Raw genomic sequence first — 15,806 nt, 5'->3', positions numbered from 1 at the left:
CACAATAAAAACAGCTCTAATGACGTCCCATTTCGCTGCTATACAGGTAGTTTCTACCCTTTTTCATAACAAGCAATCCCGATCTGTACCTCCACGCTCCACCTCTATGTAGAAGAAAAACGAATGCGTCTCAGCCAATGGAGATGCATCCGTTTATGGTGTTCTAGCGAAGTGGTGTCAGGTACAGCAGTACCATGAAGAAATGAAGAATACTGCCTGCTAGCACAAAGAGATGCCAAATCGCATGGTGGTAAGGAAATCCACGCCACACATAAAATAGCGTTCCCAGTGTATACATTAGACCTCCAGCAACCAGCAACACGATTCCCCCAGTAGGAATGGCAGCCATAAGCGGTTGCCAGGCAATAACGATGAGCCAGCCCATCGCGATATAGAAAATCGTAGACATGAATAGAAACTTTTTCGTAAAAAACGCCTTAAAGATCACGCCGAATAATGCGATTCCCCAGATTATACCGAACAGGGTCCATCCAAGTGTGCCGCGAACAGCAATAAACAAAAGCGGAGTATATGATCCGGCAATAAACAAATAAATGGATGAATGGTCGAAAATCTCAAATAAATCTTTCACTTTTCCATCTTTCCATGCATGCACGAGTGTTGAGCTCGTATAGAGCAGTAACATAGTGATCCCATAGATCGTGAAACTGACCACATGCCAAGCCGTGCCTTTAATACTTGAAAATACAATCAATAGCACCAGTGCAGCTACACTGAGTGCAGCGCCGATTCCATGTGTCACCGCATTGGCGACTTCTTCACGGCGTGAATAGGTATAAGTATTGGCCATTTCAACCGTCCTTTCTAACCCTACAGCATTGCCTTTTATATTCCCATTATACACGTATTGCCAGTGACATTACACGTGACACTTATCACGTATATCACTGGCAATACGGCTAACGCTACTCATTTATTCCATTTATTAAGATCTAGGAATTAGCTTCCTCTTCTTCAGCACCTTCAGCTGGCTGTTCCTGGATCAATCCGGCAAACAAGGCATGCACGAATTGCTCCGAATCGAACGGCTGCAGATCGTCAATCTTCTCACCCAGTCCCACGAGTTTCACTGGCAGGTCCAGTTCCTGACGGATCGCAACAACGATCCCACCCTTAGCTGTTCCATCCAGTTTCGTCAGTACCAGACCAGTCACGCCGCTTTTCTCACCGAAAAGTTTAGCCTGATTCAAGGCATTTTGACCTGTTGTTGCATCCAGTACCATCAGTACTTCATGCGGAGCTTCCGGAATTTCACGCTGAATGACACGATAGATCTTGTTAAGCTCGTCCATCAGGTTAGATTTATTTTGCAGACGACCTGCTGTATCACAGAGGAGAACATCTGCGCCCCGTTGTTTTGCTGCCTGCACCGCATCATACATAACAGCTGCTGGATCAGAACCGGACTGCTGCTTGATCACATCGACACCGGCACGTTGTCCCCATACTTCCAGCTGTTCGATCGCTCCCGCACGGAACGTATCTCCGGCTGCCATGATGACTTTTTTACCTTGCTGTTTAAAGCGATGAGCCAGCTTGCCAATCGTTGTTGTTTTACCAACACCGTTAACGCCAACGAACAAAATGACGGTAATGCCATTCGGATTCATTTTCAATTCATTGTTCTGTTCACCGCGAAGAAGATCCGTCAGTTTCTCGGACAAAACAGGCTGCAGCTCAGCCGCGTCCTCAATTTTGCGTTTCTTCACCTCAACGCGCAGGTCTTCGATCAGGTTCATGACCGTATTCACGCCAACGTCTGCTCCAATCAGAATCTCTTCCAATTCTTCATAGAACTCTTCATCAATTTTTTTGCGGCGGATAACGAGATCCGACACTTTTTCCACAAGCCCTTTACGTGTCTTTTCCAATCCATCCTTGAACTGTTTGGTAACCGACTCCGTTTTGCTTGCAATGCTGTCTCTCAGCTTCTTAAAAAAACTCATAAAGCCCCTCCATCGTGTACATAATCTGAACGTTTTTCAAAGATGCTCAATCTAAATCAAATTTAAATGATTACAATGAGTTCATGTGTCTCGCAGGTTTGGATCAGATCAGGCAATTACAGCTTCCTCATCTTCCAGTTTAACCGAAACAAGCTTGGATACGCCGCCCTCTTCCATGGTAACACCGTACAACACATCCGCTTCTTCCATTGTACCTTTACGATGGGTAACAACGATGAACTGTGTTTGTTCGGAGAATTCACGCAAGTACTGGGCAAAACGTACCACGTTGGCTTCGTCCAACGCTGCCTCAACTTCATCCAGCACGCAGAATGGTACAGGTTTGACATGCAGGATGGCAAATAACAGAGCCATCGCCGTCAAAGCCCGCTCCCCACCGGATAACAGTTGCAGGTTTTGCAGTTTCTTGCCTGGTGGCTGAGCCACAATATCTATTCCCGTTTCTAGCAAGCGCTCCGGGTCCATCAGAACAAGGTCAGCACGTCCCCCGCCAAACAGCTTGGTAAACACGGTACCGAACTCACGGCGGATCGCATCAAACGTGATCTTGAATCGCTTCGCCATCTCGTCTTCCATTTCCCGAATAACCTGATACAACGTCGTTTTGGCTTCCACCAGGTCATTCTTCTGTTCACTCAGGAACTCATAACGCTCATTGACCCGCTGGAACTCCTCAATCGCTCCCAGGTTAACCTCACCCAGAGCGGATATGCTGCGCTTGAGCTTCTGTACCTCAGCCTGTGTATGCTCCACATCTTCCGGCACAGGATAACGCTCTTTGGCGAGCTCATAGCCCAGTTCGTATTCATCCGTCAGCTTCCGCAGTATATTTTCCAGCTCAACATCCAAGCGGTTGACGGAGATTTCCGTCTGTCGCATCTGCTCTTCCACCGCTTTCAACTGCGTGCGCTGTTCCTTCGTTTCGCTTTCAGCAAGCTCAAGCTTTTTCGACAACTCACTTCGGGCAGCACGTTTGAAGTCCAGCTCTTGGGATGCTTCCGCTTTTTTCAGCTTGTACTGGTTCAGATCTTCAATCTGCTTGACACTCTCAGTCTGTGTTTTTTTGAGATCTGCTTCCATTGAAGCCAGCAACGTGCGATTCTGACGAAGATCTTTCACCAGCGACTCCACTTCACGCTCCAGACGCCGCAATTGTTCCCCATTGGAGAACCGCTCCTGATCGAGCTTACCTTCGCGCACTTTCAATTCGGTGAGTTGACTCTGCAATTCTTCCTTCGCGGATTCATTGGCTTTCCGAGCAAACTCGGCTGCATGAATGGCACGATGAGTCGCTTTTTCTTCCTCTTCAAGCTGCTCCAGCTTCTTCACAGCGACGATGCGAGCCGTATCCAGCTCTTTGATCTCTTCGGTGAATCCGCTCTTCTCCTGCCCGGCAACAGCAACCTGTTCAAGCACGTGGCGAAGCTCATGCTCTACCTGCTTCATTTCCATCGAAGCCTGCTGTTCTGCATTTCGGGTATCGTCACCGGACTGACGAAGTTCGTCCAGTTTGTCCTGACACTGCTCCAGTTGAACTTTTACATCATCCACACTGCGATGCAGCTTCACGATCTGATTTTCCGTATCCAAAATATCCTGGTCGAGCTGGTCCAGCTGCCGTTTCCGACTGAGCAGACTCACATTTTTCTTGTGCTGGCTACCACCTGTCATGGAACCACCCGCATTAACCACGTCGCCTTCAAGCGTCACGACCCGGAAACGATACTGGCAGCGAGCCGCAATTTTATTCGCGACCTCCAGCGTTTCGGCAATGATAACATTACCCAGTAGGCTGCCAATGATCGAAGCATACTTGGATTCGAATTGTACGAGATCAGCACCGATCCCGACAAAACCATCCATGCCTTCAATCATGGAACGTTCAGCCGCTCCAATGGCACGAGGACGAATGACATCCAGAGGCAAGAACGTTGCACGGCCTAATTGACGTTGCTTCAGAAAAGCGATCGCTTGTCTGGAAACTGATTCATTTTCCATGACCACATGCTGCAAGGATGCGCCCATCGCTGTCTCTACTGCAAGTTCAATCTTCTCGGGAACTTTAACGAGTTCAGCCACAGCTCCATGAACACCGTTTAGTGTGCCTTTGCGTGAAGCCTTGAGAACCTCCTTGACACCGAGCATGAATCCGTCAAAATCATCCTGCATCTCTTTCATCGTATCGCGGCGGGAGACCTGAGCTTCACGTTTCTGTTCCCATTTACGGACTGTGCCCCGACTTTCTTCGAGCAGCTTCTGCAGCGACTGAAGTCGTTCACTTTCCGTAATATAACCACCACGTAGATCACTGATTTCTTTGCCCAAACGAACAACCTTTTTCTCAATGTCCGCTTTACGACTTTCCAGTGTTTCCTTCTGATCTTCCCATTTGCCCGATTCCTCAGCCGCGCGATTCATTCTGCGCTCCAGCGTTTCTTTCTGCTGGTCCACGTAACGAATTTCATTTCGTGTCTGGGCCATCTGATTCATCAGCTCCAGCAAGTTTCCTTTGAGGCTTTCCTCTTGCTGCTGGCTAATGCCACCTGTGACACCGATGAGTTTGGCCTCTTCCTGCGACAGCTGATTTCTCACATCATTCAGTTCATGCTCAAGCTTGCCAAACTTCTCACGCAGTGCAAGGAGCTCGGTTTCCCGTTCGGAATGTCTCTCTTCACTGGCGGCAAGTGTTACTTTGAGCTGCTCCTGATTCGTTTGAAGATGGTGCGAGCGTTCTTTGAGCAGTTCACCAAGCCCTTCACTTTTCTCCGTTGCTTCACTGAATTGCAATAATGCGGATTGCAGTTGCTCTGTCTCTGTTTCCAGGATACGCAGCGCATTCCGATCATTTTCCAGCTTGGCATCATGCGTAGAGACAATGGCCGCCAGTCCAACCTCTTCCTGTTTTAGCGATTGCAGCCTTTCGTTCGCCTTACTCCAGGAAGCATGAATCTGTTCGATCTGGTACACATACATCGAGATCTCCTGCGATTTGAGCTGTGAACGAAGTTCCTTATAGTGGATCGCTTTCTCCGATTGTTCCTTAAGCGGTCCAATCTGATCTTCCAACTCGGTCACGAGATCATGAATCCGCAGCAAATTCTGCTCTGTCTCATCCAGTTTGCGCGTAGCATCCCGCTTGCGGGATTTATATTTAACGATACCTGAAGCCTCTTCAAAAATGCCCCTGCGATCCTCTGAACGGGTACTCAGAATCTCTTCGATTCGCCCCTGTCCAATAATCGAGTAGGCTTCTTTACCAATGCCGGTATCCATAAACAACTCCGTGATATCCTTCAAACGACAAGATTGTTTGTTGATAAAATACTCACTATCTCCACTGCGATGTACACGACGAGTCACCGTCACTTCACCGAAATCCAATGCAAGTGCGTGATCCTCGTTATCGAGCGTTAGCGAAACTTCGCCGAAATTAACGGCCTTCCGTGCGTCACTGCCTGCAAAAATGATATCTTCCATCTTGCCACCACGCAGCGACTTGGCACTTTGTTCCCCCAGAACCCAGCGGATTCCGTCCGATATATTACTCTTGCCACTTCCGTTCGGACCTACAACAGCCGTAATGCCACGAACGAATTCCATCTCCGTTTTGTCGGCGAATGACTTGAATCCACCCAATTCAATCCGTTTTAAAAACATAGGGTTTCTCGTCACCTCCTCTTGCAAATTTCAAGTATTGCATTCCAGCGCCTAATTAAATTGAAATAAAATAAGATTCAACTTATTTAGTTAACGATCAGGTAACCTTCTCCTGAACCTCTTTACAAAAAAAAGAGCAAAAAGCAGTCCGGCCGATTACTTCCGCCGGGGCGGACCCGCGGGCTGCTCTTTGCTCTTCGTTTGTCTATGCGCTATCGGTTAAGCTCCGGCTTCCGGAAGCTTCAAACGATCAAGTGCTGCAGATGCAGCCTGTTGTTCCGCTTCCTTTTTGGAACGCCCTGTACCTCTGCCAAGCCGTTCTTGACCCATATGGACCTCCGAGACAAACTCACGTTCATGGGCAGGTCCCCGTTCCTCAACGATACGGTATTCCAAAGCTCCCATATTGTGATGCTGAGTAAGTTCCTGCAGTTCCGTTTTGTAGTCACTCATTTGCAGCTTGCTGCCCAGAACGATTAATGGGAAGACATGCTGGTCGAGAAATGTCCGAACAGGCGCAAGCCCCTGATCCAGATACAATGCACCAATGAAAGATTCAAACACATCTGCCAGCAGAGCCGGCCGTGTCCGTCCTCCAGTTAGTTCCTCACCTTTACCAAGAAGTACATACTGCCCAAAACCCAACGCTTCAGCAAATTTGACGAGGGAAGGCTCACAGACAATGGATGCCCGCAGCTTAGTTAATTCACCTTCCGGACGGTTAGGATACAAATGATACAAGTATTCCGATACAGTCAGTTCCAGCACGGCATCGCCCAGAAACTCCAGACGCTCGTTGTCCTGATGCTGACTGAACCGGTGTTCGTTTACATAAGAAGCATGGGTAAACGCTTGTTTTAAAAGCTGCCTGTTGTCAAATTTGATTTGAAGTTTGTGTTGTAACTGCTTCAGATCTTCACTCAAACGAACTAGCCCCTTATGCTTCAAATTTTTTGAGAATAATGGTGGCATTGTGACCGCCGAATCCAAATGAATTGGACATGGCAATATTGACTTTAGTTTGACGTGGAACATTTGGTACATAATCCAGATCACATTCTGGGTCCTGATTTTCCAGGTTGATCGTTGGAGCCAGTGTCTGATGTGTCAGTGACAATCCACAGATAACCGCTTCTACTCCACCAGCCGCGCCAAGCATGTGGCCCGTCATGGATTTAGTAGAACTCACTGCGAGCTTGTACGCATGGTCACCAAACGCCTTTTTGATCGCAAGCGTTTCGGATCTGTCGCCTACAGGCGTCGAAGTTCCGTGTGCATTGATGTAATCCACTTCTTCAGGCTCAATGCCCGCATTGCGAAGTGCCATCTTCATGCAACGTGCTGCTCCATCCGGATCTGGTTCTGTCATGTGATGTGCATCGCCAGTCAGACCATAACCAATCACTTCACCATAAATACGTGCACCACGTTTTTGAGCATGTTCCAGGGATTCCAGAATCAGAACGCCCGCGCCTTCGCCCATAACAAAACCATCACGTTCTGTATCAAAAGGACGGCTTGATTTCGCAGGATCATCATTACGTGTAGACATTGCGCGCATCGCACAGAACCCTGCAAGACCTGTTGGTCTGATTGTTGCTTCCGCACCACCACAGATCATGGCATCTGCATCACCATTGGCAATCAGCTTGAAGGAATCTCCGATGGAGTGTGTACCTGTTGCACAAGCGGTAACAACGTTAATGTTCGGACCTTTGGCACCAAGAGAAATCGACATCTGACCTGAAGCCATGTTGGAGATCATCATGGGAATGAAGAATGGGCTTACGCGTTTTGGACCTTTTTGCAGCAATGCATTATGTTGGTCCTCCCAAGTACCCAATCCACCAATACCTGATCCGATGGATACACCGAAACGCTCTGCATCAATATTCTCGTTAATTTTCAGACCACTGTCTTCAACGGCTTTGAAGCCGGCTGCCACAGCGAACTGAACAAAACGGTCCATTTTGCGAGCATCTTTGCGATCCATGTATTCTTCCGGGTTGAAATCCTTGATCTCGGCTGCAATCTGTGTCGTATATTCACTCACATCGAACGCCTCAATCTGAGAGATTCCGGACTTTCCTGCCATTAAACTGCCCCAGAACGTTTCCAAATCTTTTCCGAGCGATGTCATTACGCCCATTCCGGTAATTACTACTCTTTGTTTCAAACCGACTCACCTCTATATCGACTGCATTACGCAAGTATTTTGTGGGAATATCCGCAAACAGGCATCTATTCAACCAAGATCGGAAGATCTGCTTGAGTAGAGCTGCTTGTGGAATGAGAAAAACCAATGAATGATGAGAAGTCCCGCCTGTTCGAAAACATGTGCGGGACTAAAATGACTTTAGGTATGAGATTGTATGTAGTTTACAACTTCACCTACGGTCGTGATTTTTTCTGCATCTTCATCAGAGATTTCCAAATCAAATTCATCTTCCAATTCCATGACCAATTCCACTACATCCAAAGAATCAGCACCCAAATCTTCTTTGAAAGATGCTTCAAGTGTAACTTCAGCTTCGTCTGCGCCCAAGCGGTCGACGACGATGCGTTTTACACGCTCCAATACATCGGACATCCGGTTCACCTCCTTCTTTGGTATTATACGAGAATCGCAGGCAAAATGCCATAGAAGACATATGCGGCTCCCGGCCGGGGAACCCGGCCTTTTTCCGGCATTTCGGATCGTCCAGCGCCTGTTCCCCGACTATTGTTCAAGTCCGGGAAGAATTACATGTACATGCCACCATCAACATGCAGCGTCTGCCCTGTCATATAAGATGAAGCCTGTGAAGCCAGGAACGTGACTACACCGGCGATTTCATCCGGCTGACCCAAACGGGACAACGGAATACCACTCAGCATACCGTCCACCAGTTCCTGAGACAACTCTTTTGTCATATCCGTCTCAATGAAACCTGGCGCAACACAGTTGACTGTGATTCCGCGAGAAGCCAGTTCACGAGCGGATGCCTTCGTCAAACCAATGACTCCTGCTTTGGCAGCAACATAGTTCGCTTGTCCAGCATTACCAAGCACACCTACAACCGAGGAGATATTGATAATTCTTCCCGACCGTTGTTTCATCATTGGACGTGTAACCGCCTTAAGGCAGTTAAACACACCTTTGAGATTGGTTTCAATAACCTGATCGAATTCTTCCTCTTTCATACGCATGATCAGATTATCACGGGTAATCCCAGCATTGTTCACCAGAATATCAACGTTGCCCCATGCTTCGAGTGTAGCTTTGACCATTTGTTCAGCTTCATCCATCAGGCCAACATTGGCTTGAAGTGTAATCGCCTTGACTCCTTTGGCACGAATCGCTTCCGCCACTTCCTCAGCTGCCGCTTGACTGCCCGCATAATTCACGGCCACGTTCGCTCCAGCCTCAGCCAGTGCCAGTGCAATACTGCGCCCGATGCCACGGGATGCTCCGGTAACGAGTGCATTTTTACCTTCTAATGGTTTAGACATAATCATTCCTCCTTTCCCCAAATCTATATCAGTTCAACCAAAGAATGTTTACACTTGCCACTCCGATGACAGAATAACCTTCCGATCGCTGTTATCCCCAGATTTTTTTAATTCCCTTTTCTAAAGGGAAAATCCGGTGATAGCGTATGCTTCCGATGTAGCTTTCTTTCAGAAAGCTTTTAGGCGAACGCTCCGCTTCTTCAGTTTTTTCTGTCCTCTCCGTTCTCGTGTAAAAAGTTTAGTCTAACTCATATAACTCCTTCTAATTCACTTGCCGTTGCTTCGAGCGTTTCAAGACTGTTCACATTGTAGAGTTTAACGGTTTTATCTGTTTTTTTAATCAAACCGGTCAATACACTGCCAGATCCAATCTCGATGAACGTATCCACGCCTTGCTCAATAAGCCATGTCACACTGTCTTCCCATAATACAGGAGAATAGACCTGAGCTGTTAACAAATCCTGAACTTGTCCATTCTCTGCAGGTCTTGCCGTCACATTAGCGACTACAGGAACCGTTGCCGGTGAGAACGTGACGGTTTTCAGTTTCTCTTCCAGCTTCTCAGCTGCACCCTTCATCAATGAAGAGTGGAACGGGCCGCTTACTTCCAATGCAATGGCGCGTTTACCGCCAGCTTCTTTCACTCGCTCCGCGACTGCAGCTACGCCTTCCTTTACACCAGAAACGACGATTTGTCCTGGACAATTAATGTTCGCAAGTTCAACCGCATGACCACTTTCAGATACGTCACGGCAAAGCACCCCCAGCGCTTCCCGATCCGCACCCAACACAGCAGCCATAGCTCCTTGTCCACCCGGAACTGCCTGTTCCATATACTGACCACGAGCCCGTACAATGCTCACTGCATCAGCAAACGATAGAACGCCTGCTGCCACCAGTGCACTGTATTCTCCCAGACTGTGTCCGGCCGTATAGTCAGGCTGAATTCCTTTTTCTTTGAAGGCTTCAAGCAAGGCAATACTTGCTGTCAACAGAGCCGGTTGTGTATTTGATGTCTGTTTCAACTCGGTCTCCGGTCCTTCAAATACGAGATTGCTCAGCGAGAAACCCAATGTTTCATCCGCTGTACGAAAAATCTCGGTTGCCGCAGGCACGGAATCATACGCGTCCTTCGCCATGCCTACAGCCTGTGATCCCTGACCGGGAAATACAAATGCTATTTTACCCATCCCATTCATCTCCCAGCTCTCTAGTTTACCAAACGAGTACGGATGCACCCCATGTCAAACCGCCACCGAATCCGACCATAAGAACAGTATCTCCGGCTTTCATGCGACCTTCCTCGGCAGCTTCTACCAGAGCAAGTGGAATGGAAGCAGCAGATGTGTTTGCATACTTGTCCACGTTGACTACAACTTTCTCTTCAGGAAGTTCAAGGCGTTGCATCGCAGATTGAATAATCCGAATATTCGCTTGGTGAGGAACAAACAGATCCACATCCGTGCGCTCCATACCTGCTTTACGCAATACCTCAATGGTAGCCGTACCCATGACACGTACTGCAAACTTGAACACTTCACGACCGTTCATGTAAATGTAATGCTTTTTATTTTCAACGGTCTCTGCTGTAGCAGGCAAACGGGAACCGCCGCCTTCCATCTGAAGAAGACTACCGCCAGCACCTTCGGCGCCAAGATCGAATGCTTTGAATCCGCGGCCTTCCGGAACTTCACCAACGACCACTGCGCCTGCTCCATCACCAAAGAGGACACATGTGTTACGGTCTGTATAATCCGTAATACGAGACAAGCAATCCGCACCAATAACAAGTGCATTGTTGTACATGCCGCTTTGGATGAAGCTCGTAGCACTCGCCAACCCGTATACAAATCCGGAACAAGCAGCCGACAAATCGAATGCCGCCGCACCTTTTGCACCCAGTTTGTCCTGCAAGATGCAGGCTGTCGATGGGAACGAAGAATCCGGGGTAATCGTTGCAACAATAATCAGATCAAGATCACTGCCTGTCATGCCTGCAGATTCAAGAGCTTTAATAGCCGCTTCATAAGCCAAATCGGAAGTTGCCTGATCGGGTGCAGCAATATGACGCTCTTTGATTCCTGTACGACTGACGATCCACTCGTCATTGGTATCGACCATTTTCTCCAGGTCGCTATTCGTCAAAATTTTCTCAGGCACATATTTCCCTGTACCAATAATCCCTACTGGGCGCAAATTATTCATGTCGTCACTCACTTCCCGCTAATTTCCTTAGATATGCTCTCTACCAGCTGATTCTGCACTGCAATCCGAGCTTGGCGTACAGCATTTTTGATGGCATTGCCATCAGCAGATCCATGACTTTTCACAACCAGCCTGCTCAAACCAAGGAGCGGCGCTCCGCCATGCTCCGTATAATCCAGCTTACGTTTCAACCCCCGCAGTTCAGGCATCAGTACAGCCGCAGCCAGTTTACTTTTGAGGGAAGATGAGAATTGTTCCTTAAGCAAGGCGAAAATGGCACCTGCTGTGCCTTCCAGCGATTTCAGCAGTATATTTCCTGCAAAACCGTCACATACAAGCACATCACAAGCACCGGTCAGCACATCACGTGCCTCTACATTACCAACAAAGCGAATTGGGAGTTGCTCCAGTAAGGGATACGCATGTTTGGTCAACTCATTACCCTTGCCTGGTTCTGTTCCTACATTGAGCAAGCCCACTCTTGGGGATTCTATTCCCTGTACTTTCTGCCGATACAAACTGCCCATCAGGCCATATTGTGCAAGATGCTCCGGTTTGGCATCCATATTCGCTCCGAGATCAAGGGCAAGTACACCCACATCATCAATCGTTGGAATCATCGGCGCAAGTGCCGGACGTTCAATGCCTTCCATACGACCTACAACAAGCAAACCCGCTGTCATCAACGCTCCGGTATTGCCCGCCGAGATCATCGCGTCCGCTTCGCCTTCTTTCAACATGCGGCCTGCCACCACCATGGAGGCATCTTTCTTGCGACGTACTGCTTTAACGGGTTCATCATCCGATCCAATAACTTCCGAAGCATGCCGGACCGTCAGATTGGCAGGTCTCACACCTGACTGACTCAAAAGAGGTTCCAGCTTGGCTTCATCGCCGATCAGGACGATCTGTGTATCCGCCCATTCCGTAGCTGCGGCAATCGCACCTTCTACCGTGGATGCAGGTGCATTGTCGCCTCCCATGGCATCAATGACGATTTTCATTCCAAATGACCTCCTTCTCCGCTGTCTTCTCCACCTGAATGGTAGATTACAAAGTTGCCTTGAAACACCATCTCTTCACCTACATAGGTGAATACTTCCACTTTGGCTTTGCCCTTTTGACCCGGAATCGATCTCACATAAGCCTTGGCAATACATTTTTCTCCCAAATGAACCGAACGGACAAAACGAATGTCTGCTGATGCGGTCAACGCGATCTCGTCATTAATAATCGCTACAGCCAATGAGTTGGCCTGTGCAAAGACATAGTGTCCACGTGCAATGCCTGTTCTGGAAAATACGTGTTCTTCCTTAATCTCAAACAAGGAAATACCGCTCTTGTCCAGCTGCAAATCCACAATATCACCGATAATTTCATGCAGGGGCAGCGAGCGTACCTGATCATACGAGCGTTCTGCCATCAGTTTCATCCGTTCCCGAAGTTCGGGTATTCCAAGTTCCAACCGGTCAAGACGAATCGTCTGAATACTCACCTTCAATTGGCGCGTAAGTTCCTGATCCGTCACAAACGGGTTTTCTTCTATCATTTTGGTTAACTGCTGTTGCCTCTGTCTCTTCGGTACACGTTCGATGCCTGACACCCCCCGCTGTATCGTTTACGGAACCGTCCCATCCGGCCAGTTCAACCATTCGTTCCTGTTGCTTCTATAGTTGCATCCCTGGTCACCAGGGTCGTTCTCAAACGGATCATGGTTCATCTATATGTAACGTCAAATCTTAGAACCTGGTACTAAACTATAGTATATCTCATCCCGTGTCAAAAAGAAAGGCTGGCCTAACAAAAACAATTCACCCTTGTATAGCACGGATTTCATGCCTGCTAACGCACTCTACCAACACCCTCTAACCCCAAAAAAAGTAGCACCTCATCGAAATGAAGTGCTACTTAATGTCCAACTATTATTGAGAGATGATCTCTCTTGCTTTGTACGTTCCGCACACTTTGCACACGTGGTGACTAAGTTTAAGTTCGCCACATTGTTCACATTTCACCATGCCCGGTACAGCCAATTTAAAGTGAGTGCGACGTTTGTCGCGACGCGTCTTGGACGTTCTCCGTTGAGGTACTGCCATTATTCCCACCTCCTTATCAAAATCAACCTTTGCAGGTAGTCTTAAAATGTTCGATTTTCAATCATGCTCATTTAAAAAAATCCTTGAGCCCTGCAAGCCGCGGATCGATAACCTGGTTATCACAACCGCAGTCACCTTCGTTCAGCTCATGGCCACACTTGGGGCATAACCCTTTGCATGTATCGCTGCATAGCGGTATAAACGGAAGATCCAGCAGAAAAACTTCCTCGGCATAATCCTTCAGATCAACGCTATCTCCATCCACATAGAGCGTATCATCGTCTTCGTGTAAATCCTCTGGCTGTTTTCCCTGCTTGAATTGCTCATGAAAATCAATATGAAAATGTTCATTGATCGGCTTAAGACAACGGGAGCACAACATGTCCACTCCTATAGTCAGCTTGCCATGAACATCCACAACGTCACCTTCTCTGAATGCTGCAGATAAGTCCGCAGTCAGCGGGGTAACGGCTGTGATATCTTGTCGGTTAGAAACCAGTTCCTTGATATCCCACTGTTCGTTAAACTTCAGGGGGCCATCACTGGTAGCCACTTTGCGAAATGGCATTAACATTTCCATCACTCCAAACGAAACCAATTTCATAGTTCGTATCAAACGTATCACGACAGTTATACAGGTCAAGCCTGCTTTTGTAAAGCAATAAATCCTGACTGTATGTATTCTGACGCTTCACCGTTAAAAGTATTATGAAATTGACTTAACAAACAAAAATCATTATACCGATTTTTCAAGACGTTTGTCAACACTTTTAACTTTACACCCTTTTTAAAAACACTGACCACACAGCCGTTTACTCCATCTGGTCTATTATAGACTCACTTCAAGATAAATCACAAGTCGTCATTTTAGTTGTAGTTCCTTGCAAACATCGGTCACATTTCGTTAACGTTTAGTGTGATCTATATCACATAGACCTGCTTGCCCCCTATCTATACTTGCTATAAACCGAAGCACGATCAGCTCCATGACCGATTGTTTATCCAACTATTTCATATTATATCGGGAGGGAAAATGTATGTTAAGCGAGCACACAATTAGAGTCATTAAGTCTACAGTACCCGTACTTGAAGTCCACGGCGAAGCGATCACACGCCATTTCTATGAAACGATGTTTACGGCTCATCCGGAACTGCTAAACATTTTTAATCACGCAAATCAGAAACAGGGACGACAGCAAGCCGCCCTCGCCAATATGGTATACACCGCTGCCCTGCATATCGATAATCTGTCCTCCATCCTGCCTGCCGTCCGGCAAGTTGCACATAAACATCGCAGCCTGGGTATCGTTCCTGAGCAATATGCGATTGTAGGCACCTATCTGCTACAAGCCATCAAAGATGTGCTTGGAGACGCGGCAACGGATGAAATCATCACGGCGTGGGGCGAAGCCTACAATGTCATTGCAGACGCCTTTATCGGAATCGAACAGGACATGTATACGGAAGCGGAAAACCAGACGGGTGGCTGGGAAGGATTTCGTACCTTCAAAGTTGCCAAGAAAGTCCAAGAAAGTGAAATCATCACGTCCTTTTACCTCGTTCCAGACGACGGTCAGCCTATCGCCAGCTATAAACCCGGTCAATACATTAGTATCAAAATCCAGCCAGAGGCACAGTCATTTACCCAGATTCGTCAGTATAGCCTTTCAGATGCCCCTGGTAAACCCTACTATCGCATTTCCGTTAAGCGTGAGCTAGGTGGATTAGAGCGCCCTGATGGAGTCATATCCACGTATCTCCACGATCACATTGAAGAAGGTAGTCAAGTGGAACTATCCGCTCCTGCTGGCGACTTCACGCTGGATGCAGAGGATGAACGTCCTGTTGTGCTGCTTAGTGGCGGTGTTGGCTTAACGCCCATGATCAGTATGTTAAATACGCTGGTTCATTTGAACGAAAACCGTGCAATTACTTTTTTACATGCAAGTCCGAATGGTCAATCTCACGCGTTCCGTGATCACGTGAACAGTCTGGCCGAACTTAATGAGAGCGTTAATGCTTATTATTGTTATACACAACCTGAGGATGCTGATCATACGAGCAGTCATTTTCATAAGGAAGGTTATATGGATGCGGTCTGGCTTCGCCAAGTGATTGAGGAACTGGATGCCACCTATTATCTGTGCGGACCCGTTTCGTTCATGCGGTCAGTGTATACGGAGCTTCTGGCGCTTGGAGTTGCAGCAGACAACATTCATTATGAATTTTTTGGGCCGAAAGCCAGTCTTTCTCCCGCGCCGGAGAGTGTCTAGGTGTTCTGAATATGACAAATCTTATGCAAAATTAGGTAGTCTAATAAGGTTGATTAAACCACCATTACCATTTTAATATCATGGGGTCATCGCTT

General features: G+C 47.6%; 14 protein-coding genes. 1 reads left to right on the top strand and 13 read right to left on the bottom strand.

Annotation, left to right across the window (positions count from 1 at the left end; genetic code table 11):
• Positions 1 to 163 precede the first annotated feature (163 nt).
• The 13 genes from NYE45_RS10685 to NYE45_RS10625 form a co-directional block, all read right to left on the bottom strand.
• On the bottom strand, positions 164 to 811 hold the full coding sequence (locus NYE45_RS10685; RefSeq protein ID WP_062833766.1) for a hemolysin III family protein: 648 nt from the start codon (positions 809 to 811) through the stop codon (positions 164 to 166).
• A gap of 142 nt (positions 812 to 953) precedes the next feature.
• Complete coding sequence (gene ftsY / locus NYE45_RS10680) at positions 954 to 1,967, bottom strand: signal recognition particle-docking protein FtsY (RefSeq protein WP_340016631.1); 1,014 nt, start codon at positions 1,965 to 1,967, stop codon at positions 954 to 956.
• A 108-nt stretch (positions 1,968 to 2,075) separates the two neighbouring features.
• The gene (gene smc / locus NYE45_RS10675) at positions 2,076 to 5,645 is read right to left on the bottom strand and encodes a chromosome segregation protein SMC (protein WP_340016630.1); all 3,570 of its coding nucleotides are present in this window, start codon (positions 5,643 to 5,645) and stop codon (positions 2,076 to 2,078) included.
• 219 nt (positions 5,646 to 5,864) lie between these two features.
• Positions 5,865 to 6,569 carry a ribonuclease III gene (gene rnc / locus NYE45_RS10670; RefSeq protein ID WP_036670338.1) on the bottom strand — a complete coding sequence of 235 codons (705 nt, stop codon included), beginning with the start codon at positions 6,567 to 6,569 and terminating at the stop codon, positions 5,865 to 5,867.
• 13 nt (positions 6,570 to 6,582) lie between these two features.
• Positions 6,583 to 7,821: a beta-ketoacyl-ACP synthase II gene (gene fabF / locus NYE45_RS10665; protein WP_062833763.1), complete on the bottom strand. Its 1,239-nt coding sequence runs from the start codon at positions 7,819 to 7,821 to the stop codon at positions 6,583 to 6,585.
• A gap of 180 nt (positions 7,822 to 8,001) precedes the next feature.
• Positions 8,002 to 8,235 (bottom strand): acyl carrier protein, encoded by a 234-nt coding sequence (acpP, locus tag NYE45_RS10660; protein WP_024630176.1) that lies wholly within the window; start codon positions 8,233 to 8,235, stop codon positions 8,002 to 8,004.
• 152 nt (positions 8,236 to 8,387) lie between these two features.
• Positions 8,388 to 9,137 (bottom strand): 3-oxoacyl-[acyl-carrier-protein] reductase, encoded by a 750-nt coding sequence (gene fabG, locus NYE45_RS10655; RefSeq protein ID WP_017689228.1) that lies wholly within the window; start codon positions 9,135 to 9,137, stop codon positions 8,388 to 8,390.
• A 248-nt stretch (positions 9,138 to 9,385) separates the two neighbouring features.
• Entirely contained in the window at positions 9,386 to 10,327 is a 942-nt protein-coding gene (gene fabD / locus NYE45_RS10650) for an ACP S-malonyltransferase (RefSeq protein ID WP_340016629.1), read from the bottom strand.
• 25 nt (positions 10,328 to 10,352) lie between these two features.
• Entirely contained in the window at positions 10,353 to 11,342 is a 990-nt protein-coding gene (locus NYE45_RS10645; RefSeq protein ID WP_145319004.1) for a beta-ketoacyl-ACP synthase III, read from the bottom strand.
• 8 nt (positions 11,343 to 11,350) lie between these two features.
• Positions 11,351 to 12,346 carry a phosphate acyltransferase PlsX gene (plsX, locus tag NYE45_RS10640; protein ID WP_017689231.1) on the bottom strand — a complete coding sequence of 332 codons (996 nt, stop codon included), beginning with the start codon at positions 12,344 to 12,346 and terminating at the stop codon, positions 11,351 to 11,353.
• Complete coding sequence (gene fapR / locus NYE45_RS10635) at positions 12,343 to 12,891, bottom strand: transcription factor FapR (RefSeq protein WP_062833760.1); 549 nt, start codon at positions 12,889 to 12,891, stop codon at positions 12,343 to 12,345. The genes plsX and fapR overlap by 4 nt, the downstream gene beginning before the upstream one ends.
• Before the next feature lie 373 nt (positions 12,892 to 13,264).
• Positions 13,265 to 13,438, bottom strand: coding sequence for a 50S ribosomal protein L32 (gene rpmF / locus NYE45_RS10630; protein WP_017689233.1), 174 nt, complete (start codon positions 13,436 to 13,438; stop codon positions 13,265 to 13,267).
• A gap of 67 nt (positions 13,439 to 13,505) precedes the next feature.
• Entirely contained in the window at positions 13,506 to 14,012 is a 507-nt protein-coding gene (locus NYE45_RS10625) for a DUF177 domain-containing protein (protein WP_340016628.1), read from the bottom strand.
• A gap of 463 nt (positions 14,013 to 14,475) precedes the next feature.
• Here NYE45_RS10625 and hmpA point away from each other — a divergent pair, with 463 nt between their 5' ends.
• The gene (gene hmpA, locus NYE45_RS10620) at positions 14,476 to 15,711 is read left to right on the top strand and encodes an NO-inducible flavohemoprotein (RefSeq protein WP_340016627.1); all 1,236 of its coding nucleotides are present in this window, start codon (positions 14,476 to 14,478) and stop codon (positions 15,709 to 15,711) included.
• The last annotated feature ends 95 nt before the right edge of the window (positions 15,712 to 15,806 follow it).

The sequence above is a fragment of the Paenibacillus sp. FSL K6-1318 genome (genome assembly GCF_037976905.1).
Classification (GTDB): Bacteria; Bacillota; Bacilli; order Paenibacillales; family Paenibacillaceae; genus Paenibacillus; species Paenibacillus amylolyticus_A.
The sequence above is the reverse complement of the archived record's forward strand: the minus strand, read 5'-3'. Positions and strand labels throughout refer to the sequence as shown.

What these genes read in the sequence shown, in the direction of transcription:
- fapR (WP_062833760.1), bottom strand. Translation starts at nt 12,891, where the DNA reads ATGATAGAAGAAAACCCGTTTGTGACGGATCAGGAACTTACGCGCCAA.
- fabD (WP_340016629.1), bottom strand. Translation starts at nt 10,327, where the DNA reads ATGGGTAAAATAGCATTTGTATTTCCCGGTCAGGGATCACAGGCTGTA.
- plsX (WP_017689231.1), bottom strand. Translation starts at nt 12,346, where the DNA reads ATGAAAATCGTCATTGATGCCATGGGAGGCGACAATGCACCTGCATCC.
- hmpA (WP_340016627.1), top strand. Translation starts at nt 14,476, where the DNA reads ATGTTAAGCGAGCACACAATTAGAGTCATTAAGTCTACAGTACCCGTA.
- ftsY (WP_340016631.1), bottom strand. Translation starts at nt 1,967, where the DNA reads ATGAGTTTTTTTAAGAAGCTGAGAGACAGCATTGCAAGCAAAACGGAG.
- rpmF (WP_017689233.1), bottom strand. Translation starts at nt 13,438, where the DNA reads ATGGCAGTACCTCAACGGAGAACGTCCAAGACGCGTCGCGACAAACGT.
- acpP (WP_024630176.1), bottom strand. Translation starts at nt 8,235, where the DNA reads ATGTCCGATGTATTGGAGCGTGTAAAACGCATCGTCGTCGACCGCTTG.
- NYE45_RS10685 (WP_062833766.1), bottom strand. Translation starts at nt 811, where the DNA reads ATGGCCAATACTTATACCTATTCACGCCGTGAAGAAGTCGCCAATGCG.
- fabG (WP_017689228.1), bottom strand. Translation starts at nt 9,137, where the DNA reads ATGTCTAAACCATTAGAAGGTAAAAATGCACTCGTTACCGGAGCATCC.
- NYE45_RS10645 (WP_145319004.1), bottom strand. Translation starts at nt 11,342, where the DNA reads ATGAATAATTTGCGCCCAGTAGGGATTATTGGTACAGGGAAATATGTG.
- NYE45_RS10625 (WP_340016628.1), bottom strand. Translation starts at nt 14,012, where the DNA reads ATGTTAATGCCATTTCGCAAAGTGGCTACCAGTGATGGCCCCCTGAAG.
- smc (WP_340016630.1), bottom strand. Translation starts at nt 5,645, where the DNA reads ATGTTTTTAAAACGGATTGAATTGGGTGGATTCAAGTCATTCGCCGAC.